The following is a 22,061-nucleotide window of genomic DNA, read 5'->3' on the forward strand; positions in this document are numbered from 1 at the left end:
CCCTCTCGAAACCTGTATAATAACTTTTGTAAGCAAAGAGAAGGAAAGCAACTGCTACATGGCTAACACCACCGAGAACGTGTCCCGCACGCTGACGATGAGGGACTTCTTCAAAGAAGAGAACGGGGAGATAGTTCCCGTCGACGAGGCCGTCCTCATCGATTTCAAGGACGGCGACATCGTCGAGGGTGACGTCGTCCGCATAGACAAGGACGAGGTCCTCGTGGATATCGGGTACAAGTCCGAGGGGCTCATACCTTCCAACGAGCTCTCCATCCGCAAGGGCGCCGACCCGCACGACATCGTCGAGCTCGGGCAGCACGTCGAGGCGTTGGTCTTGCAGAAGGAGGACGCCGACGGGCGCCTCATCCTCTCGGCCAAGCGGGCGGCCTTCGAGAAGGCGTGGAAGCGCATCGAGGAGGCTCACTCCGAGCAGCGCACCGTCGAGGGTCCGGTCATCGAGGTCGTCAAGGGCGGTCTGATCCTGGACATCGGCCTCCGCGGCTTCCTCCCGGCGAGCCTCGTGGACATCCGCCGCGTCCGCAACCTGGACGCCTTCCTCGGCCAGAAGCTCGAGTGCAAGGTCATCGAGCTCAACCGGAGCCGCAACAACGTGGTCTTGAGCCGCAGGGCGGTCCTGGAGGAGGAGCGCAAGGAGGAGCGTCACCGCATCCTCACGGAGCTCCAGGAGGGCGACATCGTCGAGGGGACGGTCTCGAACCTCGTGGACTTCGGCGCGTTCGTCGACCTCGAGGGGATCGACGGCCTCATCCACATCTCGGAGCTCTCCTGGAACCACGTCGACCACCCCTCCGAGGTCGTCGAGGTCGGCGAGAAGGTCAAGGTCAAGGTGCTGGAGGTCGATCGCGACCGCGAGCGGATCTCCCTGGGCCTCAAGCAGACCCGCAAGGACCCGTGGCAGGAGATCGTCGAGCGCGTCAACGTCGGCGAGCAGATCCAGGGCCGCGTCACCAAGCTGGTCTCCTTCGGCGCCTTCGTCGAGGTGGCCGAGGGGGTCGAGGGCCTCATCCACATCTCCGAGCTCGCCGAGCACCACGTGGAGACGCCGGACGAGATCGTGCGCTCCGGCGACGAGGTCGACGCCCGCATCATCGACGTGGACGCGAAGCGCCGCCGCCTCTCCCTCTCCCTCCGCCCGAAGAAGGAGGAGCGCGAGGAGCGGGCCGACCGCCCGGAGCGGGCTGACCGCGGCGAGGAGCCGCGCGGCGACCGTCCGGAGCGTCCGCGCCGCGAGGACCGCTTCCGCCGCGACTTCGAGCCGCGTGGTGGCGACCGTGACCGGGGCGGCCGCGACCGCGACCGGGGCGGTCGCGACAGGCAGGACCGGGTCGGCGACGGCCTCAGGACCGGCGCCTTCGACAAGCTCTCCGACCTCGACCTCGGGGATCGCGAGTAGCCTCGGCAGCAACGAATAGCGAGCCCAAGAGGGGGCCGGTGACCATCGCGGTCACCGGCCCCCTCGCCTGTGGTAAGAGTACCTTCGTCCGCATTCTCGGGGAGCTCGGGGCCGAGACGGTCTCCGCCGACGCGCTCGTCCACGACCTTCTCCTCGGCGACGAGAAGACCATCCGGCGCATCGCCGGCCGCTTCGGCGACGGGGTGCGCGGCGAGGAGGGGGGCATCGACCGCCGGGCGCTCGCCGGGGTCGTGTTCGGGGACCCCGAGGCCCTCAAGGACCTCGAAGATATCCTGCACCCCCTCGTGCGGGAGGAGACGGATCGCAGGGTCTCGGCGTCGGACGCGGAGGTCTTCGTCGCGGAGATACCGCTCCTCTTCGAGGGGGAGCGGAGCGGGCAGTTCGACCTCACCGTCGCGGTCACGGCGCCGGAGGAGAGGCGCAGGGCGTGGGCGGCGGAGCGGGGGATGGGCGAGGACCAGCGCCGGGCGATAGAGGCGCGCCAGCTCCCGCAGGAGGAGAAGGCCCGTCGGGCCGACGTGGTGGTGGAAAACGACGGGGACCTCGATAAACTCAGGGGACAGGCGGAGGGGCTCTTCGAGAGGTTTCGGGGTGGGAATGGTCGGCGCGAGGGCGAAGAAGGGTAAGCGTTACTACGGGCGCTCGCGCGAGCGCCGCCGCCGCCTGGCGCCGTGGCTGATCCTCCTCGCGATCCTGCTCCTCGCCGTGCCGGTCGTCCTGCGCGTCCCCGACGTCGTGCAGAGGGCCCTGCATCCCCTGAGGTACGAGGACCAGATACGCGCGGCGGCGGCGGAGAACGGCCTGGAACCCGCGTTCGTCGCCGGCGTGATCTACGTGGAGAGCCGCTACGACCCCGACGTCCGGTCCTCGCAGGGGGCCTACGGGCTCATGCAGGTGCTGCCGCAGACCGCTACGTTCATCTCCGAGAGGAGCGGCATAACCGGCGACTACCGGGACCCGGGGACCAACGTCAGGATGGGCGCGTGGTACCTGAGCTACCTTCTTGGCCGGTACGACGGGAACGAGGCGCTCGCGCTCGCGGCGTACAACTCCGGCGAGGGGCAGGTGGACTCCTGGCTCGCCGAAGGGCGTAGCCTCCCCGAGGGGATACCGTTCGAGGAGACCCGGGATTACGTGACGAACGCGGCGGAGGCCCGCGACACCTACGCCGAGATCTACGGCAGCAACCTCGACCGGGACGCCCGGTAGCCCCGCAACCGAAGGGACGGCTCGTCCCGCCGACATGCGCCTGCATCTCGCGCGAGGCGGGGGCGAAGGCCGGTTACGCTCCGAACGGGCCCTGCAAACCTTTGTCTACCGATGTCGACGGGCAAGGCGCTCGGCGCGGCTCTCCCGCCGGGCTACGCCACTCGGCGCGAGAACGCGACGAGGGAGGGCCGGGACCATTGGAGGTCTCGGCCCTCGCTCGCCTCGAGTAGGAGGCGTCTTACCTTCTGGTGACCCTCTCGCAGTCGTCGAGGTCGTCTACGCCGTCGGCGCGGACCGTGTCGAAGCCGGAGCCGCAGTCGATGACGTCCCTCCGACCGTCGTTCCCGTCGCTGATGAAGTCGTTGCCGGAGCCGCCGGAGATGTTGTCGCGACCGGAGCCGCCGAAGATGTCGTCGGAGCCGGAGCCACCGGAGAGGACGTCGCCCCCGCCGAGGCCGCGGAGGACGTCGGAGCCGGAGCCGCCGGAGAGGACGTCGCGCCCGTCGGTGCCCCGCAGGGTGTCGTTGCCGCTGCCGCCGCTCTTCGTGACCGCCAGGGCCAGGCCGGCCGTCAGGACCAGCAAGGCCCCCATCGACGCCACCAGCAGAACCATCTTCCTCATGCCGCGTCCCTTTCTCTTCGGGTTATCTGGCGCCGGGGACCTTCGAGAATCCGTCCGTTCGGCGCTACTTCGGTGGACCGGAGCCCCGTCGGGGAGCCGGGCCCGCGTCGCGACCCGGCCGCGGTCCGGGGAACCGCGGCCGGGTCGCGCGGGCTAGATGCCTACCAGAACAGCAGGTTGAAGCCGCCGAAGAGCACGTTCGCGTTGAACTGCTCCTGCTCGGCGCTCACGCCGTTGCCGCCCTGGGCCACTTCGTTGTCGTCGCCGTCGATGTTGACCACGGGGTTGTTGTACTGGAAGACCGTCTGGTCGAGGGACTGCGAGGAGTCGTTGAGCGCGACCTGGCTGTTGTCGCCGGCAAAGAGGAAGATCTCCTCGGTTACGCTCTCGTCGTCGCCCTCGATCGTGGCGTCCTGGGCAAACGCCGGGACTGCCGTCGCCAGCATCATCGCCAACACCGCCGCCAACATCATGAGCTTTCTCATTGCCTTCCTCCTTCTGCTCGCAGGGCACCCGCACCTTTTTCGGCGCCCCTCTGGTCTGCTAGCAACCTACAAAGAAGCGGCGGCGTAGGAACGATCCGTTTGCGTCAAATCTTCCTGAGCAATCTGTCCTGCGTTTGAGTGGCTCAAAAGTGAGGGGTCGACGCACCGCCGGCCCACGGGTACCGGCGGCGGGCTCCGTCGTCAGCGGCGCCCCTCGCGCTTCCCCGATGAAAGGGACGGGCTCTGTCGTATACTCGAACGGTGGGGGAGGGCGGTCTCTCCCGCGCGGGCGGGGTATCCGGAGAAGGCACAGGTGTTTGCGCGTGGAGAACTCGACGCAGAATAGCTTCAAGGTAAACAGCGAGTACAGGCCGACCGGCGACCAGCCGCGGGCCATCGAGATGCTGTCCTCGGGCCTGGAGAGCGGGATGAAGGCCCAGACGCTGCTCGGGGTCACGGGGAGCGGCAAGACCTACACGATGGCGAAGACCATCGAGCAGATCGGGCGGCCGGCGCTCGTGATCGCGCACAACAAGACTCTTGCGGCGCAGCTCGCTAACGAGTTCGCCGAGTTCTTCCCGAACAACGCCGTCGAGTACTTCGTCTCGTACTACGACTACTACCAGCCCGAGGCCTACGTCCCCCGGACGGACACCTTCATCGAGAAGGACGCCCAGATCAACGAGGACATAGACCGCCTCAGGCACTCGACGACGAGCAGCCTGTTCACGCGGCGCGACGTGATCGTGGTGGCCAGCGTCTCCGCGATCTACGGCCTCGGATCGCCCGAGGAGTACCGGGACAAGATGGTGCTCCTGGAGGAGGGCGGCTTCTACGACCTCGACGACATCCTGCGGGGCTCGTCAAGATCCAGTACACGAGGAACGACTACCAGCTCGCGCGCGGCACCTTCCGGGTGCGCGGCGACGTGCTGGAGGTGCACCCGGCGTACCAGGACACGGTCTACCGGGTCTCCTTCTTCGGGACGAGGTCGAGGGGATCGCGGAGGTCGACCCCCTCACCGGCGAGGTCTTGAGGGAGCAGAAGGTCCTCGCGGTCTATCCCGCGAGCCACTTCGTCACGAACGAGGATCGGCTGCAGGTCGCGATCCAGAACATCGAGTCGGAGCTCGACGAGCGGTACGCGGAGCTCGAGCGGGACGGGAAGGTGCTGGAGGCGTACCGCCTGAGGCAGCGCACCCTCTACGACCTGGAGATGATCCGGGAGCTCGGGTACACGAGCGGGATCGAGAACTACTCGCGGCACATGGACGGGCGGGCCCCGGGCTCGACGCCGTTCACGCTGCTGGACTACTTCCCGGACGACTACGTGACGTTCGTGGACGAGTCGCACATCACGCTTTCGCAGATCGGGGGGATGTACAAGGGCGACCGCAGCCGCAAGACGACGCTCGTGGACTTCGGCTTCCGGCTGCCGTCGGCGCTGGACAACCGGCCGCTGAAGTTCGAGGAGTTCCTGCTCAAGACGAACCAGATGGTCTGCGTCTCGGCGACGCCGGGGCCGTGGGAGCTGGAGCACTCCGAGCAGATCGTCGAGCAGATCATTCGCCCGACCGGCCTCGTCGACCCGGAGGTCGAGGTCCGGCCGACAAAGAACCAGATCGACGACCTCCTCAACGAGGTCGCGGTGCGCGTCGAGCACGGCGAGCGGGTGCTGGTCACCACCCTGACCATCAAGATGGCCGAGGACCTGACGGACTACCTCCTGGAGCACAACGTCAAGGCGCGCTACATGCACGCCAACATAGAGACGCTGGACCGGATCCAGATTATCCGGGGGCTACGGACGGGCGAGTTCGACGTGCTCGTCGGCATCAACCTGCTCCGGGAGGGGCTCGACCTGCCGGAGGTCACGCTCGTCGCGATCCTCGACGCGGACAAGGAGGGCTTCCTGCGCGGGGAGCGCGCCCTGATCCAGACGATAGGCCGCGCCGCCCGCAACGTGAAGGGCCGCGTCCTCATGTACGCCGACAGAATGACGGACTCCATGAAGGCGGCCATCGGCGAGACGGAGCGCCGCCGGGAGATACAGCAGGCCTACAACGAGCGCAACGGCATCGAGCCGAGGACGATCAGCAAGGGCGTCTCCGACATCCTCATCGCCGCCGAGGCGAAGGGCCTCTACAGGACGGACAAGAAGAAGGGCGCCGCGCGCGAGGCGCCGCGCGACCCGGACGAGCTCCGCACCCTCATCGCCGACCTCGAGGCCGAGATGATGCAGGCGGCCGAGGACCTCAAGTTCGAGTACGCCGCGAAGCTCCGGGACGAGATCAAGGACCTTGAGAGGCAGCTACAAGAGGTGGCTTCTTAGCCCGGGGGAGGGGCGCCCCTCCCCCGTAGCTTCTTCTAGCCGCTCCCTCCCGAACGTTCGGCGCCGGGCTCGTCCACGCTCTCGTCGCTGCCCTCTGCCGGCTCTTCGGTGTGCCGCGTGGAGGGCGCCCCTCCCGTGTCCCCATCGGTCTCGGTGGCCTTCTCGGCGCCCCTGGCCTCGACGTCCTCGTCCGCGCCCTCGGCCGGCTCCTGGGTGTGCTGCGGTCGCTCTTCGCTCATCCCTCTCCAATCTGCGTCGCACCGGGCCGTAGAGCCCGGCCGTCGATGTGCTTCCTTACGTGCTGGGCGGCGGGGCGGACGACATGCCCCCGCCGCCGCCCCCGACCTCCTGGTAGGCCCGGTGGGCCTTGAAGACCCAGCGGACGGGGGAGTCGGGGTTCTGGTCCTCGCGCACCTCGAAGTGGCCCTCGACGTTGATCGGGAGTCCTTCGAGGCTCCGGTCCAGGCCCTGTACCTCGGACATGTCCACCTCTATGGCGACGTGGTCCAGGTAGTAGCCCGTCGCCTCGCTCGGGGGGGCGGTGTCGTTGACCCCGAGGATGCCTTTCATGGTGACGTCCGGATCTGCCATCCGGTCCTCCTCGCTCGCTCGATACCCCGGTTACTTACCTGCTGCGGCCCGCGGCGAAACGCCGGTGTTGTGTTGCCAGGGCGGCGTCGCGGGCGGTGAAGGGGCGAGCGCGGGCGTGCTAGGATGGGCCATGGGTAAAGGGGCCGGTCTAGCTGCCGGATCGGCGAGCGCGGATGGGGTGCGAAACCTCTTCGGAGGGCGCCTGTTGCTGCTCGCGCTGGTGGCCTGGGGCCTTCCGGCGACCCTGGCCGTGCTCTCCCCGCAGGGGACCGAAGCGCGCGCCCTCGCCACGCTGGGCGCCTCGTGGGCCGCGGAGGTCTTCGCGGGGTCGATGCTCTACCTGGCCCTCACGCGGGGCGGAGGGACCGAGCGGCGGCCCTGGCTGCTGTTCGCCGCCGCGGTGGCCCTGCGTCTCGTGACGGACGTGGCGTGGGTGGGGACGAGGGCGTTCGGGCTGGGGCCTGCGGAGGCCTTCCAGGTCGCGGTCCACGCGCTCTCCTACGCGCTGTTTTTCGCCGTGCTCCTGTGGCTGATGAGCACCCTGCGCAAGGAGATGGTCTCCGTCGCCGCGCTCGACACCATCGCCGTGATGCTCACCTCGGGCCTCATCGTCTGGTACTTCGTCCTCGGCTCGGGGACCGGGCTCGACGGGGTCTCGGTCCTCGCCCGGCTGGCGCGGCCGGTCCTGGACCTGGGCCTCCTCTTCCTGGGCCTCGCGGCGCTCCTCTCCGTGAGACGGCCCCCGTTCGTGGTCGTCATGTCCGGGGGGCTCCTGCTGCTGCTCGCGGCGAACGGGGCGTATTTGTGGACGCGGGCGCGGGGGCGTACGAGCCGGGGGCCGCGGAGATGCTCTGGTCGGCGGGCGTCATGGTGCTCGCCTACGCGGCCCTCTCGTGGGGCGGGGAGAGGGTGCGACCGGCCGAGCACGTCGGCGGGTACGGGATCGCGCTGTTCTGGTTCGGGCCGCTCTCGCCCTCCTCCAGTACGGGTTCTTGCTGCTGTGGGGGCCGCGAGGGAGGGCTGCCCCGGTACGTGCTGCTCGGGGCGTCGTGCTCGCGGTGCTCACGTGCGCGAGGATGTTCGCCATCAACCGCGCCCTCAGGCGCCAGTCCGCGAGGCAGGAGGCGCTCGCGCGCCAGGCCGAGGGGGGGCGCATCATGCGCGAGCTGCACGACACAGTCAAGCAGGGCGTACATGGCACCTCCCTGATGATCGAGGCCGCGTCCCTCGCCGAGAAGAAAGGCGACGGCGCGGCCGTGCGCGACCTGCTCGAGAAGGCGCTGGAGACCTCCCGCGAGACGGGTCACGAGCTCTCCAAGCCGATGGACGAGCTCAGGCTCCTCTCGGGGCACGCGGGGGACCCGGCGGCTCTCTTCGGGGAGAAGCTCCGCCGGTTCGGCGACCGCTTCGGGATGGAGACGCACCTGGACCTCGCCGCGCCGCTCTCGGAGCTCTCGCCCGAGGAGCTGCGCGTGGCGCATCGCGTCTTCGTCGAGGCGGCGTGGAACGCCGCCAAGCACTCGGGGCGCGCAACCTCTGGCTCCGGACGAGTCGAGGAGCCGGCGGCTTCGTGCTCGCCCTGCAGGACGACGGCCACGGCTTCGATCCGGCGGCGTCGAAGGACGGTTACGGCTTACACTCCATGCGCTCCCGGGCCGAGGAGGCGGGGCGGAGCTGCGGATCTCCTCGGCCCCCGGCGCGGGGACGACCGTCGAGCTGGGGTTCGGCGGGTGAGGATCCTCCTCGTGGACGACCACCCGGCGATGCGCTACGGCGTGAAGTACCTGCTCGACGCGGCCGAGGGCATGGAGGTGGTGGGGGAGGCCCAGACCGCCCGCGACGCCGTCCGGCTCGCCGACGAGCTCGCGCCGGACCTGGTCCTGCTCGACCTCAGGCTCGAGGGCGAGGACTCCGGCGTCGAGGCGTGCCGCGAGATCAAGGGGAGGTCCCGCCCCCCGCTCGTCGTGCTGTTCACCGCGCACACCGGGGCCGAGGACGTGGCGGCGGCCGTCCTCGCCGGCGCCGACGGCTACCTCCACAAAGGGATAGGCGGCTCGGAGCTCCCCGAGGCCCTGAGACGCGTCGAGGACGGCGAGAAGGTCTGGCTCCTCTCCACCGCGGACGACGAGGCCAGGGAGCGCGTCGCGGGTGCCGCCGACGAGGCCCGGCTGACGCCCAAGGAGCGGGAGGTCCTCGCGCTCATGCTCAGGCGCTACACCAACGCGGAGATCTCCTCGGAGCTCTACATAAGCCTCTACACCGCGAAGAACCACGTCTCAAGCATCCTCAGAAAGATGGGCCTCAAGAGCCGCCGGGACCTCGTGTAGCCCGGCCGGCTATCCTCCTCGCGGCTTCCCGCCCCGGCAAACGGGGCCCTACTCGTAGAGCCCTGCGGTCTTCTTCTGCCGTTCGATGGTGGCTTTGATCTGCCGGGCGTCGGGGAGGGCCATGCGTTCGACGTTGATCCGGCGCCCGTCGTTCGTCTCGACGGTGAGGGTGGCGTTGATGACGCCGCGCACCGCGGCGTCGACCACCTGCCTGAGCCCCACCGCCACGACGGTCTGGCCCTGCCAACCGGAGACGAACTCCACCCGGTCGTTGTAGACGTTGACGACGAGGTTGGTTCCGGCGCCTTGCGCCAGGGGTCTGTTCTGTTCCATGCCCGCTTTCTATCAAGGTTGCTCGGGATCTGCACCGGACGAGACGCCCGGAAGCCCCGGAGATCGCCCCGGGGCCTCGGATGCGGTCCGGCGGGGACGAGCCCCGCCGGACGGACTTTTACCGCTAGGCCGTGCCCCCCGCGGTCCTCCTGCTGTTTATCGGATCGGGGATGCTGCTGCCGCCGCTGCCGTTCTGGTAGTCGGTGGCGATAAGCTGCTCGGAGTAGCCGTAGACGCCGTGCTCGGAGATGTCGAGGCCGTCGAGCTCCTGCTCCGGCTTGACGCGGAGGCCGATGGTCGCCTTGAGGGCGGCGAAGACGCCGTAGGAGACGAGGAAGACGAAGCCGCCGCAGGCGACGATGCCGAGGGCCTGCACGCCGAGCTGGGCGAAGCCGCCGCCGTAGAAGAGGCCCGGGTTGCCGACGCCGGTCGACTCGACGAGGGCGGGGGTGGCGAAGAGGCCGGTGGAGAGGGTGCCCCAGATGCCGCCCATGCCGTGAGCGGCGATGGCGCCCAGGGGATCGTCGACGCCGATGCTGTCCACGAAGATGAGGACGGAGTACATGATGATGCCGGCGACGAAGCCTATGACGATGGAGGCCCAGGGGTCGACGAAGGCGCACGCGGCGGTGATCGCGACGAGGGCGGCGATCGCGCCGTTGCCCGCCATCCCGACGTCGACGTGGCGGCGGTACGCGTAGCTCATGAGCATGGCCCCGAGGACGCCGGCGCCGGCCGCGAGGTTGGTCGTCAGGGCGATGTCGGCGAAGGAGGCGCCGACGGCGGCCATCGTGGAGCCGGGGTTGAAGCCGAACCAGCCGATCCACAGGATGATGACGCCGAGGACCGCGAGCGGCATGTTGTGGCCGGCGATGCTCTGCGGGCGGCCCTCATCGTCGTACTTGCCGATGCGGGGGCCGAGGAGAAGGGTGCCGGCGAGGGCGGCCATGGCGCCCGAGAGGTGGACGACCGTGGAGCCCGCGAAGTCCTGCATGCCGAAGCCCGCGAGCCAGCCGCCGCCCCAGATCCAGTGCCCGACGATCGGGTAGATGAGCCCGGCGAAGACCACGGCGAAGATGCAGTAGACGGCGAACTTGGTCCGCTCGAGCATGGTCCCCCACACGATGGCCAACGAGACGAGCGCGAAGGCGACCTGGAAGAGGAACTTGGCGGAGACGGGGACCGCCGTCCACGCGAGGCCCGCGTAGGTCTCGGCGTCGCCGGTGAGGAAGAAGCCCCCGGTGCCGATGATCGGGTTGAGGCCGCCGCCGTCGGAGAAGGTGAGGCCGAAGCCTATGGCCCAGAACATGACGATGCCTATGCCCATCATCGCCAGGATCTTGGCCACCACGCTACCGACGTTCTTCATGCGCGAGAACCCGACCTCCAGCATCGCGAAGCCCGCCTGCATGAAGATGACGAGCATCGCCGCCACGATCACCCATAGGGTGTCTACCGCGAGGACCATCTCTTCGACCGTCGGCGGCGCCTCTTCCTGCGCCAGCGCCAGCCCCGGCACGGCCGCCACGAGCATTAAGACCGCCATCGTCAATAAAACGAACCTTCGCACGGGTTCCCTCCTTCTTACAGAGTGTGTACTTGGCACGTAGTCTAGGCACGGCCCCAGGGGTGGTCTTTGGCCCGTTGTACAAAGATGGACCCGGAAAACTCCGGCCTGCTTGTACAGCCGCGCGGCTCGCCGGGCCCCTCCCGCGCCGAATGCCCCGCGACGGTCCGACTCTCGCCGCCAGCTTGTCCCGGTGGCGCAAGATCCGCCGCAACGGGCGTCGTCGAGGCGGGCGGCCCGCTGGTGGACCGGCGAGCGGGCCGTCCGGTCGCGGCCCGGGCGGGCGGGTTCTAGCGGTCGCTGAAGCTGGAGGGTTTCGACGGGGAGCGGCCGAGGAGCTGCATGGCTTTTATGCCGAGGGTGAGGCGCTCGCGGTCCTCGCTCTTGTCCACGTCGAGGCGGGTGAGCTCGCGGACGCGGTCGAGGCGGTAGCGGATGGTGTGGCGGTGGGCGAAGAGCTCGGAGGCGGTCCTGGCGGTGGAGGCGTCGTTGCCGAGGTAGGTTGTGAGGGTGTGGACGAGCTCGGTGCCGTAGCGGGAGTCGTAGCGGACGACGGGCTCGAGGGTCTCGGCGTAGAACGTCTCCAGCTCCTCGGGCTCTTCCTGCAGGACGCGGAAGAGGAGCTTGTAGGTGCCGGTCTGCTCGAAGGTCGAGACGGAGGAGGGACCCTGGATCCTGTGCCCGATCTCCAGGGCCACCTCGGCCTCGGAGTAGGCGTCCGAGAGGGCGGAGGGGTTCCCCTTGAAGCGCCCGACCCCGACGGAGACCGTCAGGTCCGGCAGGAGCCCCTTGACGTAGCGCTGCACGCGCGCCGCGAGGTCGAGGGCCATCCCCGGCAGCTCGTCCGGCGCGACCCCCTCCGAGGGCCCGACGAAGAGGATGACGTTGTCCGAGCGGGGGCCGAGCAGGAAGTTCGAGAAGAGGTCGCGGGCCTGGAGGCGCACCGCGTCGGCCAGGCGCCGCTTGAGCTCCTGGATCGCCGGCTCCTTCAGCCGCCGCCGCCCCAGGTACCCCGCGAAGTCGTCGATGTCGACCACGACCGCCATCGCGCCGTCCGCCAGGTCGGCGCCGAGGTAGCGGGCCCTCTGCAGGAGGAGGTCCATGTTCCCGTGGTGGCCGGAGATGACGTCGTCCACGAAGTCACCCCGGACGCCGAGCTCGGTCTCCAGGCGGACGCGCTCCTTGCCGAGCTCCGCCTCCAGCGCCCGCACCGACCAGTACAGCACCACGATGTCCTGGGGCTCCAGGGGGCCGCCGTCGAGGTCCATCCACAGGTAGCCCGCCGGCGTTCCGGTCCCCACCGGCGTCCAGAAGAGCTCCCTGTCGCCTACCCGCCAGCGCTCGACGGTGACGGAGAGGAAGCCGCCCGGGAGGCGGGCGTAGCGGTCGCGGCGCTCGCGGCGGGAGTCGTCGAGCCCCGAGCCCCGGGAGGCCCTGAGCCCGTTCTCCTCCAGAAAGTCGTGGAGGGAGGGGGCCGCGCCGGGGGGAACGCCCGAAGGGGCGGCCTCCGCCAGCAGGCGTCCCACCGGGTCCTCGACGACCACGGGGCGCCCGAGGAGCCCCGCGAGCCTCTCCGTGAGCGCCTCCACCGAAGACGTGGCGCCCGACGGCTCCAGCAGGGCGCGCGCCGCGCCGTGGGAGTAGCGCAGGAGCCCGTCCCCGGCGCCGTTCGCGGCGGACTTCGCCCGTTCCCTGGACAGGGAGGTCACCCTTCGCAGCGGCACGCCGGGCGGGAGGATCGCGAGCCCCATCCCCCTCTCCTCGAGCATGAGGACCGTCTCGGCCGCGGGCTCCGCCTTCGTGCGCCAGACCACCGCGGGGGCGCCCGCCCCGACGACGTCGTCGAGGAAGCCGTCGTCGAGGGTCTCGCGGGCGGTGACGACGACCTCGTCGGGGCCGAGCCACCCCGCGGCGTCGTCCTCCGGGGCGATCCCGCGGACCGCGCGGGAGGGTTCGCCCGGGACGATGCGTCGCCCCTTCAACTCGCCTACGAGGTTGTCGAAAAACTCTTCGAGGGTCATCTCTCTCCAGACGGGTCCGGCAACGGAAGCCCCGGGGTGGGGGCGCATCCACTATAAACGAGCGATGGGCGGATGGTAAAATCAGGGCATAGGTTTTTCGTACTTGGCCTCCCCCGAGGGGGCCGTATACTTTTGCGGAGCAGGCTCGGTCCGTCTAAGAAGGGGTAGCCGGAAATTTCAGAGAACCAGATCGTCGTCCGCGGGGCGCGCGAGCACAACTTGAAGGACGTAACGGTGAGCATGCCGCGCGACGTGATGGTCGTCGTGACGGGGCTCTCCGGGAGCGGGAAGTCGTCTCTCGCCTTCGACACGATCTACGCCGAGGGACAGCGGCGCTACGTCGAGAGCCTCTCGGCCTACGCGAGGCAGTTTCTCGGGCAGATGGACAAGCCCGACGTCGACCACATCGACGGGCTCTCGCCGGCGGTCTCCATAGACCAGAAGACGACGAGCAACAACCCGCGCTCGACGGTCGCCACGGTCACGGAGATCTACGACTACCTCCGCCTCCTCTACGCCCGGGCCGGCCGCCCCCACTGCCACGTCTGCGGTTTTCCGGTGGCCTCCTCGACGCCGCAGCAGATGGTCGAGAAGGTGCTGGCGCTCCCGGAGAAGACGCGCTTCATGGTCCTCGCACCGGTCGTGCGCGGGCGCAAGGGCGAGCACGGGAAGATGTTCAAGGAGTTCGCCGAGGCGGGCTACGCGAGGGTGCGGGTCGACGGCGAGCTCCACGAGCTGCCGGTGGACCTGAACCTGGACAAGAACAAGAAGCACGACATCGAGGTCGTCGTCGACCGGCTCGTGGTGCGCGAGGGGATCGAGCGGAGGCTCAACGACTCCATCGAGACGGCGTTGCAACTAGCCGAGGGGCTCGTCCTCGTCGAGACGGTGGAGAAGGACGGGGCGGGCGAGTCGATGCTGTTCTCGGAGAACTTCACGTGCACGAACTGCGGCGCCTCCATCGCCGAGATTCAGCCGAGGACGTTCTCGTTCAACAACCCGCACGGGGCCTGCCCCCGGTGTGACGGGCTCGGGAGCAGGCTGGAGATTGACCCCGATCTTGCGGTTCCGAACGAGGACTTGAGCGTGAACGAGGGCGCGATCGTGCCGTGGGCGAACTCCCAGACGGAGTACCACGCGAGCGTGTTGCAGGGGCTCGCCGAGAAGTACGGCATCGACCTCGACGCGCGCTGGTGCGAGCTCCCCGAGGAGCACCGCAAGATCATCCTGTTCGGGACGGAGGGGGAGAGGATCTACGTCTCCTACCGCAACCGCTACGGGCGAAAGCGCCAGTACATGACCCAGTTCGACGGGGTCGTGGGCAACCTCGAGAAGCGCTACGCGGAGACGGATTCCGAGTACCAGCGCGAGAAGATCGAGGAGTTCATGAGCCACGTCCCGTGCCCGAAGTGCCACGGCGCGAGGCTCAGGCCCGAGGCGCTCGCCGTCACCGTCGGCGAGAAGAACATCCACGACTTCACGACGATGAGCGTCACGGACGCGCAGGGGTTCTTCGGGCAGGTCGAGTTCACCGCCCGCGAGTGGATCATCGCCGAGCGGGTGGTCAAGGAGATCCGGGAGCGCCTCGGCTTCCTGGTGGACGTGGGCCTGGGCTACCTGACCCTCAGCCGCTCGGCGGGGACCCTCTCGGGCGGCGAGGCGCAAAGGATACGCCTGGCGAGCCAGGTCGGGAGCGGGCTCGTCGGCGTGCTGTACGTCCTCGACGAGCCTTCCATCGGGCTGCACCAGCGCGACAACCGGCGGCTGCTCGCGACGCTAGAGAAGCTGCGCGACCTCGGTAACACGCTCATCGTCGTCGAGCACGACGAGGAGACGATCCGGGCGGCCGATCACCTTATAGACGTCGGGCCCGGGGCCGGGGTACACGGCGGCGAGATCATCGCCCAGGGCACGGTCGAGGATATAGAGGCCGAGGCGCGCTCCGTAACGGGCCAGTTCCTCTCGGGGGCGCGGCGGATCGAGCCGCCGGAGGTCCGGCGCGAGCCGACGGGCGAGATCGAGGTTCTCGGGGCGATGGAGAACAACCTCAAGGACGTGGACGCGAGGTTCCCCTGGGCATCCTCACGAGCGTCACGGGGGTTTCGGGCTCCGGCAAGAGCACGCTGGTCAACGAGATCCTGTACAAGGCGCTCGCCAACGCGGTGGGGCGGGGCAAGCACCGGCCGGGGCGCCACGCGGGGCTCAAGGGCACGGACGGCGTCGACAAGGTCATCGACATAGACCAGAGCCCGATCGGGCGCACCCCCCGATCCAACCCCGCGACCTACACGAAGGTCTTCGACCACATCCGCGGGCTCTTCGCGGCGACGCCGGAGGCCAAGATCCGGGGCTACAAGCCTGGACGGTTCAGCTTCAATGTGAAGGGCGGGCGCTGCGAGGCGTGCCGGGGGGACGGCCAGATCCGCATCGAGATGCACTTCCTGCCGGACGTGTACGTGCCGTGCGAGGTCTGCAAGGGCCGCCGCTACAACGCCGAGACCCTGCGCGTGACGTACAAGGGCAAGTCGATCTCCGACGTCCTGGAGATGACGGTGGACGAGGCCTGCGGGTTCTTCTCGCCCGTGCCGGCGATCGCGCGCCGCATGGAGACCCTGCGCGACGTGGGCCTGGGCTACGTGCGCCTCGGCCAGCCGGCGACGACGCTCTCGGGCGGCGAGGCCCAGCGGGTCAAGCTCGCCAGCGAGCTCGGCAAGAGGGCGACCGGCAAGACCGTATACATCCTCGACGAGCCGACGACGGGCCTCCACTTCGCCGACGTCGAGAAGCTCTTGCAGATCCTGCACAGGCTCGTGGACGCGGGGAACACCGTGATCGTCATCGAGCACAACCTCGACGTGATCCGCTCCTCCGACCACGTGATCGACCTCGGACCGGAGGGCGGCGACGGGGGCGGCGAGATCGTAGCGACCGGTCCCCCCGAGGAGATCGCGCGCGTCGAGGCCTCCCACACCGGCCGGTTTCTCCGCGACCTCCTCCCGGAGGTGGCGAGGGCCGCAAGCTAGCCCGGCGCCAGAGCGCCGCCGTTCTCCCGCTCGCCGCACAGTGGTCTACCGGGCGTAGGGCCGCGCTCCTTCGGAAGCGCCGGGGAGGCGGGCGTCGCGGTCCTCGGGAGGCCCGGGAGCCCTCAGGCAAAGAGGGCGGCGAGGGATTCCGAGGCGGTGTCGCGGGGGAAGGGCTTCTGGAAGAAGAACCCCTGGGCGAGCCCGCAGCCGAGGACGCGCAGCCTTTCGAGCTGCGAGGCGGTCTCCACGCCCTCGGCTATCGCCTCGAGGCCCAGGGCGTGCGCCAGCTCGATGGAGGCCGAGACGATGCCCTCGTCCTTCGGGTCGCGCCCGAGTCCCTCGACGAAGGAGCGGTCGATCTTGAGGTAGTCCACGGGGAAGCGCTTGAGGTAGGAGAGCGACGAGTAGCCCGTGCCAAAGTCGTCCACGGCGATCTTGACGCCGAGGGCCTTCAGCTCCCGGAGCGTGACGAGGGCGGCGGTCACGTCCTCCACGACCATGCTCTCGGTGATCTCCAGGATCAGGTCGCGCGGGTCGAGCCCGGTGTCGTCCAGCACCTTCGCGACGCTCGCCCCGAGGTCCGGGCGCTTGAACTGGGCCGCCGAGAGGTTGACGCTCATCGCGAGCGGCGGGTCGGTGGGGTACCAGCTCTGCCACTCCTTCGCCTGCCGGCAGGCCTCCCCGAGGACCCAGCGCCCGAGGGGCACGATGAGCCCCGTCTCCTCGGCGAGGGGGATAAACTCGGCCGGCGGGACCAGGCCCCGCTCGGGGTGCTCCCACCGGACCAGGGCCTCGTGCGCGACGATCCGTCCCGTCCTCACGGAGACCTTGGGCTGGTAGTGGACCCTGAACTCCTCCCTGTCGAGGGCGCGGCGCAGGTCGGCCTCCATCCCGAGGCGCTCCAGGGCCCTCTCGTTCATGCCCGGCTCGAAGACGGCGTGGTTGTTCTTGCCGCCGTCCTTCGCCCGGTACATCGCGAGGTCCGCGTTGCGCAGGAGGTCGCCGGCTCGCTCCCCGTCGGTCCCGCCGAGGGCGACCCCGACGCTGGTGGTGACGAAGAGGTTGTGCCCGCCGACCCAGAACGGCGCCCGGAGCGCCTCCTCGATCCTGGTTGCTACGCGCGTCGCCTCCTCCGGTCCCTCCACGTCCTCCAGCAGCACCACGAACTCGTCGCCGCCGAGGCGGGCGGCGGTGTCCGCGGGTCTCAGGCACGACTGGAGGCGGCCGGCGACGGAGACCAGGAGCTCGTCGCCGACCTCGTGGCCCAAGGAGTCGTTTATGACCTTGAAGTTGTCCAGGTCCATGAACAGGACCGCCACCCCGTCGCCGCGCCGCTTCGCGCGCTTGAGCGCGTGGTCCACGCGGTCGAGGAACAAGCTGCGGTTGGGCAGGTCGGTCAGCGGGTCGTGGAAGGCCTGGTGCGCCAGCTTCTCCTCGAGCTCCTTGCGCTCCGTCACGTCCTTCTGCACGCCGATAAAGTTGACGACGCGGCCGTCCTCGTCGCGCACCGGGGCTATGTACAGCTCGTTCCAGAACGGCGTGCCGTCCTTTTTGTAGTTGCGCAGGGGGCCCGACCACTCCCGGCCCTCGCGGATCGCGATCCTCAACTCGTCGAAGCCCGGCTGCCCCCTGTCGCCGTTCGCCAGGAAGCGGCAGTTCTTCCCCACGGCCTCCGCCGCCCCGTAGCCCGTGATCTCCTCGAACTTCTGGTTGACGTAGATGATCGGGTTGTCGGGCCGGTTGGGGTCGGTGATGATGATGCCGTTGGAGCTCGCGGCGATGGCCCGGTCCCTGAGCTTGAGCTCGTCCTCGACCAGCTTGCGCCCCGTGACGTCCCAGGCGTTGACCACGACGCCGCGCACGCCGGGGTCGTCGATCATGTTGGTGCCCACGGCCTCGAAGTATCGCCAGGTGCCGTCCTTGTGCTTGACCCGCAGCGCGACGGGCTTGCTGCCCACGCCCGGGCCGGCGAGCACCTCCCCGAAGGCGCCCAGCGCCTCTTCGGCGTCGTCGGGGTGGACGTAGAGGGAGACGTCGGTGTCGACGATCTCCTCGGGACGGTAGCCCAGGGCGTTCACGAGCGACGGGCTGCCGTAGCGCACGCTGCCGTCGGGCCCGACGATGAGCACGACGTCGGAGGCCTGCTCGGCGAGCGCGGCGCGGAACGCCGCCTCGCTCTTGCGCCTCTCCTCCTCCTCGCGCTTGCGCTCGGTCACGTCCCGCTGCACGGAGACCCAGTGCGTGTACAGCCCGTCGTCGTCCAGGACCGGCACTATGTTGAGCTCCACCCAGAAGTCGGTGCCGTCCTTGCGGTAGTTCAAAAGCTCCACGCGCACCGACTGCCACCGCTCCAGCGCCTCGCGGATCTTGCGCCGCGGCTCGGGGTCGGTCTCCGGCCCCTGCAGGATGCGCGGGGTCTTGCCCCTCACGTCGTCCAGCGTGTAGCCGGTCATCCTCGTAAAGGTCTCGTTGACGTAGACGATCCGCGGCCCGGGCTTCTCGATCGGGGTGCCCTCCGTTACCAGGATCGCGTCGTTCGCGTTCTCGACTATGGAGCGCAGAAAGCGCAGCTCCGCGTCCCGCTCCCGCATCCCGTCGTCCTGGCTCATTCTCGTCCGCTCTCCAGCTTGAAGTCGATAGGTTAACCGCGCCGCTGCGGGGCCCGTACACGCCCCGCGGCCGACAAATTATCGGCACGACAGTATGAAAACTTTAGCAGGCGATGTACCTACCCGGACGTGATGAGTTCAACGCTCCGGGGATGGGGGTGCGTGGACGTTTGCGTTGTGACCGGGCGCGCGACGGGCCCCGGACCGGCGGGTCTTATCGGTTAGAATCACTTCGCCCTAAAGAAAACAGCGGTATTTCGGAGGATGATCGGGCCTTGCCCAAACCTGTTCTGATGATGGTGCTCGACGGCATACGGCCGGACGTGCTGCGTGCCGCGATGGAGGACGGCGAGGCGCCGTTCTTGGCCAGTCTCGCCGGGGCGGGGGAGGCGGTCTGGGACGCGGTCTCGGTCTTCCCGAGCATCACGCCGGCGGCGACGGCGGCGATCGCGACGGGCCGGCCGCCGTCCGGGAGCGGCATCCTGGGCCACGCCTGGTACGACCGGGGCGAGGGGCGCCTCGTCGTCTACGGCGCGACCAGGGAGACCGTGATGTCGACCGGACCATTAAAGGTCTTCCACAACAACGTGTGGCGGATGAACCGGGACGACCTGCTCGCCCCGACGATCTTCGAGGGCTGCACGAGCGCGGGATAGACGGCGCGTGCGTGAACTTCCCGGTGCGGCGCGGGCCGCACGAGCACCCGGTGCGCCTGAGGAGCGTCAACCACGTGGCGGCGAACAGCGCGCTGCTCGGCCCTCCGTCGACGGGCCGAAGGAGTACTTTATGGGCGATTTGTTCTACAGCCGCGACACCGGGCTGCAGGGCAGGGGCGGGGTCGGCGGGATCTCGCGCTCCGCCGGGATCAACGACGAGTACGCCGCCCTCGTCGGGGCAATGTTCCTCGAAGAAAAGGTCGCGCCGTTCAACCTCGTCTACTTCTTCAAGGGCGATTCGATCGCCCACCACAAGGGCCTGGACGCTCAGAGGGAGTACGTGGCGACCCTGGACGCCTACGTCGCGGGGATGTTCGAGGCCGCCGGCGGCGAGGAGAAGCTCCTCGAGGAGTACGCGGTTATCGCGCTGGCCGACCACGGACACACCCCGCTCCTGACGAACAAGCGTCGCTACATACACCTCGGGCGCATCCTCGGTGAGGGGACGTCGGTGGGGGCGCGGGCGGGCTTCGGCCCCGGGGTCGAGGTCGTGGCCGTGCCGAACGGCCGCTCGGCCCTGCTGTACCTCCCCGAGGGGGCGCCGGACGAGGACCGCGAGGCCCTGGTCGAGAAGGTGCTTTCTCGCCGCGGCATCGACGTCGCCGCGTGGAGTGACGGCGAGTGGGCCGTGGCGCGCAGGGCCGGGAAGGAGCTCTGGTTCCGTCCCGACGAGGGCGGCGACGCGCCGCGCGACGCCGCGGGGCGCCGCTGGGAGATCTCGGGGGACCCCACGGCCCTGGAGATCGAGGTTCTCGAGGGCGAGATACTGTACGGGGAGTACCCCGATGCGCTGGAGCGTTTGTGGGGGTGCGTGAGGTCCGAGAGGTGCGGCGACGTGGTGCTCTCGGCCTCCCCGGGCTACACGTTCGGCGAGGTCTCCGGCAAGTTCCACGTCGAGAGCGACCACGGCTCGCTGCACGCCTCGGATTCGAACGTCTTCGTGATCGCCGCCGGGTTGCCCGAGGGGATGGAGGTGCCCCGCAGGATCACGGACGTCGCCCCGGCCCTGCTGGAGCACTTCGAGGGGGGACCGCCGACGCTCTCCGGGGTCGCGGAGCGCCGTGTCTCGTAGCGGCGCCCCCGGGCGCCGCGAGCCCGCGCCGGAGCGGGAGGAGGGGCTCCACCCGCGCTACCGCCGGGCCTTCGGGTGCGTCACCTGGGTGTACATGGGCATCCTCGCCTTTCTGGCCGTCGCGACGCTGCTCGCGCTCCCCGTCCGCTACACCGGCGACGGGGCGGGCTTCGGGCAGATACTCAGCCGGCTCTCCTTCTACGGGCTCGTCCTGATCCTGCCGGCCATGGCGCTGGCGTTCTTTCTCGGGTCCCGCACCTACCGGGTGGAGCGCGCCTTCGGGATGCGCGTCGGCGCCGGCATCGGGGCCCTGATCGGGTGGTCGTGCTTCTTCGTCCTCTCGTGGGCGGCGATAGCCTACGCCCTCGAGGGCCGCGACCAGCTTTTCCGGCCCGTGCTCTTCGCCGGCCTCGACGGGAGCCCCGTCCTCTACGTCTTCCCGGTGCTCCTGCTCGCGGCGACGGCGCTCCTCCTGTACGCCCTCTACGCCACGAACGCGGACTACGGCCGCCGGCGCGCGGCCGCCCTCCTCTCCGGAGGGCTCGCCCTCGTCGCGGGCCTGCTCGTGCTCGTCGTGGACCCGGACCCCCTGGGGCTCGCGGGCGCCCTCGTCTCCACCCTCGCCGGGGCCGCCGGCGGCTGGGTCTCGGGGTTCGGCTACGCCCGGGCCGGGGGGAACGAGATGATCCCGCCGGGCTCCACCATCCGGCCCAGCCGGCCGAGGGGGCGCCGCTAGCTAACCGCCGGCGCCGAGGGCGCCGAGCAGGACGGTGAGGGTGGCGAAGCTGAGGACCGTGGTGACGACGACGATGCTGCCGACCAGCTTCGGGCGGACGTCGAACTCCAAGGCGAGGACGGTGACGTTCACGGCCGTCGGCATGCTGCCGAGGACGACGGCGAGGTCCGTGGCGAGCGGGTCGAGGCCCAGGGCACGGGCGAGCCCGTAGGAGACGGGGACGGCCGCGAGGAGCCTTATGGCGGCGGCGACCGAGACGCCGACGGCGTCCGCCGCCTCTACCCTCGCCCGGGCGAGCTCGGCGCCGAGGACGACGAGCAGGAGCGGTATCGCGGCGCTCCCCATCAGAGAGATCCCTTCGAAGAGGCTGCCGACGACGCCGCGCGACTGCGTGACGACCTCCGGACCGACCCAGCGCAGGGTCAGGGCCGCCGCGACCGCGTAGAGCTGGGGCATCCTCAGCAGGGTCGTGGCCCCACCGCGCCAGCCGCCGCGGCCCTCGCCCCCTCCGCTCCCGGCGAGGTAGATGCCCAGCGTGTGCACGAGGACGCCCTGTGCCACAAAGAAGAGCACCGCCCGGTCGAAGCCGTCCCCGCCGAAGGCGAAGAGCGCGAGGGGGAGGCCGTAGTTGCCGGTGTTCGTGAACATCGTGGAGAGCATCAGGGCGGTGTTCGTCTCGCGCGAGTACCCCAGGGCGCGGCCGGCCGCCAGCGCGAGAAGGCCCATCGCGGCGACGAGCAGCACGCTAAAGGCGACGATGCGCAGGGTCTGGCCGCCGCCGATCTCGGCCTCGACGAGGGAGGAGAAGATCAGGGCCGGGCTCAGCAGGTAGAGGGTCACGCGGGTCAGGGGCCTGACGTCCAGGTCGGTGACGCGCCTGAGCCAGAAGCCCGCGCCTACGACCACGAGTATCGGGACCATGACCCTGGAGAAGACGTCGAGCAGCATAGACGCGCCATGATAGCGCCGGGGGAGGGCCGT

General features: G+C 69.5%; 17 protein-coding genes and 2 pseudogenes. 9 read left to right on the forward strand and 10 right to left on the reverse strand.

Going from position 1 to position 22,061, the window contains the following annotated elements; all coding sequences use genetic code 11:
* Positions 1-58 precede the first annotated feature (58 nt).
* Genes rpsA through GBA65_RS06625 form a run of 3 tightly spaced genes read left to right on the forward strand, consistent with a single transcriptional unit; the run spans position 59 to position 2,647 of the window.
* Positions 59-1,417, forward strand: coding sequence for a 30S ribosomal protein S1 (rpsA, locus tag GBA65_RS06615; protein ID WP_228281717.1), 1,359 nt, complete (start codon positions 59-61; stop codon positions 1,415-1,417).
* A gap of 38 nt (positions 1,418-1,455) precedes the next feature.
* Complete coding sequence (coaE, locus tag GBA65_RS06620) at positions 1,456-2,064, forward strand: dephospho-CoA kinase (protein WP_166395891.1); 609 nt, start codon at positions 1,456-1,458, stop codon at positions 2,062-2,064.
* Entirely contained in the window at positions 2,036-2,647 is a 612-nt protein-coding gene (locus tag GBA65_RS06625; RefSeq protein ID WP_228281915.1) for a lytic transglycosylase domain-containing protein, read from the forward strand. Before coaE ends, GBA65_RS06625 begins: the two co-directional genes overlap by 29 nt.
* Positions 2,648-2,885: 238 nt before the next feature.
* Here GBA65_RS06625 and GBA65_RS06630 read toward each other — a convergent pair whose 3' ends face one another.
* Positions 2,886-3,269: a calcium-binding protein gene (locus GBA65_RS06630; RefSeq protein WP_166395893.1), complete on the reverse strand. Its 384-nt coding sequence runs from the start codon at positions 3,267-3,269 to the stop codon at positions 2,886-2,888.
* A 161-nt stretch (positions 3,270-3,430) separates the two neighbouring features.
* Complete coding sequence (locus tag GBA65_RS06635) at positions 3,431-3,754, reverse strand: hypothetical protein (protein WP_166395894.1); 324 nt, start codon at positions 3,752-3,754, stop codon at positions 3,431-3,433.
* 401 nt (positions 3,755-4,155) lie between these two features.
* Here GBA65_RS06635 and uvrB point away from each other — a divergent pair.
* Positions 4,156-6,085, forward strand: a pseudogene (gene uvrB, locus GBA65_RS25800) (excinuclease ABC subunit UvrB).
* Between the two features lie 35 nt (positions 6,086-6,120).
* On the opposite strand, the gene GBA65_RS06645 reads toward uvrB, so the two are convergent.
* The 3 genes from GBA65_RS06645 to GBA65_RS06655 all read right to left on the reverse strand — a co-directional run bounded on the left by GBA65_RS06645 (position 6,121) and on the right by GBA65_RS06655 (position 7,435).
* Positions 6,121-6,324 carry a hypothetical protein gene (locus tag GBA65_RS06645; RefSeq protein WP_166395895.1) on the reverse strand — a complete coding sequence of 68 codons (204 nt, stop codon included), beginning with the start codon at positions 6,322-6,324 and terminating at the stop codon, positions 6,121-6,123.
* A 55-nt stretch (positions 6,325-6,379) separates the two neighbouring features.
* Positions 6,380-6,676, reverse strand: coding sequence for a hypothetical protein (locus GBA65_RS06650; RefSeq protein ID WP_166395896.1), 297 nt, complete (start codon positions 6,674-6,676; stop codon positions 6,380-6,382).
* A 498-nt stretch (positions 6,677-7,174) separates the two neighbouring features.
* Positions 7,175-7,435 (reverse strand): hypothetical protein, encoded by a 261-nt coding sequence (locus GBA65_RS06655; RefSeq protein ID WP_166395897.1) that lies wholly within the window; start codon positions 7,433-7,435, stop codon positions 7,175-7,177.
* A gap of 233 nt (positions 7,436-7,668) precedes the next feature.
* Between GBA65_RS06655 and GBA65_RS06660 the strand changes: the two genes are divergently transcribed.
* On the forward strand, positions 7,669-9,003 hold the full coding sequence (locus tag GBA65_RS06660) for a helix-turn-helix transcriptional regulator (RefSeq protein ID WP_166395898.1): 1,335 nt from the start codon (positions 7,669-7,671) through the stop codon (positions 9,001-9,003).
* A 48-nt stretch (positions 9,004-9,051) separates the two neighbouring features.
* On the opposite strand, the gene GBA65_RS06665 is transcribed toward GBA65_RS06660, so the two are convergent.
* From GBA65_RS06665 to GBA65_RS06675, 3 genes are all read right to left on the reverse strand, one after another.
* A complete protein-coding gene (locus tag GBA65_RS06665) occupies positions 9,052-9,336 on the reverse strand; it encodes a PH domain-containing protein (protein WP_166395899.1) in 285 nt (94 codons plus the stop codon).
* A 124-nt stretch (positions 9,337-9,460) separates the two neighbouring features.
* Entirely contained in the window at positions 9,461-10,870 is a 1,410-nt protein-coding gene (locus GBA65_RS06670; protein ID WP_456115079.1) for an ammonium transporter, read from the reverse strand.
* A 323-nt stretch (positions 10,871-11,193) separates the two neighbouring features.
* Entirely contained in the window at positions 11,194-12,924 is a 1,731-nt protein-coding gene (locus GBA65_RS06675; RefSeq protein ID WP_166395900.1) for a PucR family transcriptional regulator, read from the reverse strand.
* 174 nt (positions 12,925-13,098) lie between these two features.
* Here GBA65_RS06675 and uvrA point away from each other — a divergent pair.
* A pseudogene (gene uvrA / locus GBA65_RS06680) lies at positions 13,099-15,947 on the forward strand (excinuclease ABC subunit UvrA).
* 122 nt (positions 15,948-16,069) lie between these two features.
* Here the strand turns inward: uvrA and GBA65_RS06685 are convergent.
* Positions 16,070-18,556, reverse strand: a complete 2,487-nt coding sequence (locus GBA65_RS06685; protein ID WP_166395901.1) for a sensor domain-containing protein — start codon at positions 18,554-18,556, stop codon at positions 16,070-16,072.
* 275 nt (positions 18,557-18,831) lie between these two features.
* On the opposite strand from GBA65_RS06685, the gene GBA65_RS06690 reads away from it, so the two are divergent.
* The 3 genes from GBA65_RS06690 to GBA65_RS06700 all read left to right on the forward strand — a co-directional run bounded on the left by GBA65_RS06690 (position 18,832) and on the right by GBA65_RS06700 (position 21,080).
* Positions 18,832-19,212: an alkaline phosphatase family protein gene (locus GBA65_RS06690; protein ID WP_166395902.1), complete on the forward strand. Its 381-nt coding sequence runs from the start codon at positions 18,832-18,834 to the stop codon at positions 19,210-19,212.
* Between the two features lie 130 nt (positions 19,213-19,342).
* Complete coding sequence (locus tag GBA65_RS06695; protein ID WP_166395903.1) at positions 19,343-20,344, forward strand: alkaline phosphatase family protein; 1,002 nt, start codon at positions 19,343-19,345, stop codon at positions 20,342-20,344.
* Positions 20,334-21,080, forward strand: a complete 747-nt coding sequence (locus tag GBA65_RS06700) for a hypothetical protein (protein ID WP_166395904.1) — start codon at positions 20,334-20,336, stop codon at positions 21,078-21,080. Before GBA65_RS06695 ends, GBA65_RS06700 begins: the two co-directional genes overlap by 11 nt.
* Here the strand turns inward: GBA65_RS06700 and GBA65_RS06705 are convergent, their stop codons facing one another.
* Positions 21,081-22,028: an AEC family transporter gene (locus tag GBA65_RS06705; protein WP_166395905.1), complete on the reverse strand. Its 948-nt coding sequence runs from the start codon at positions 22,026-22,028 to the stop codon at positions 21,081-21,083. It lies immediately after the preceding gene.
* Between the last annotated feature and the right edge of the window lie 33 nt (positions 22,029-22,061).

Origin of the sequence: Rubrobacter marinus, from assembly GCF_011492965.1 — a bacterium.
Lineage (GTDB): Bacteria > Actinomycetota > Rubrobacteria > Rubrobacterales > Rubrobacteraceae > Rubrobacter_F > Rubrobacter_F marinus.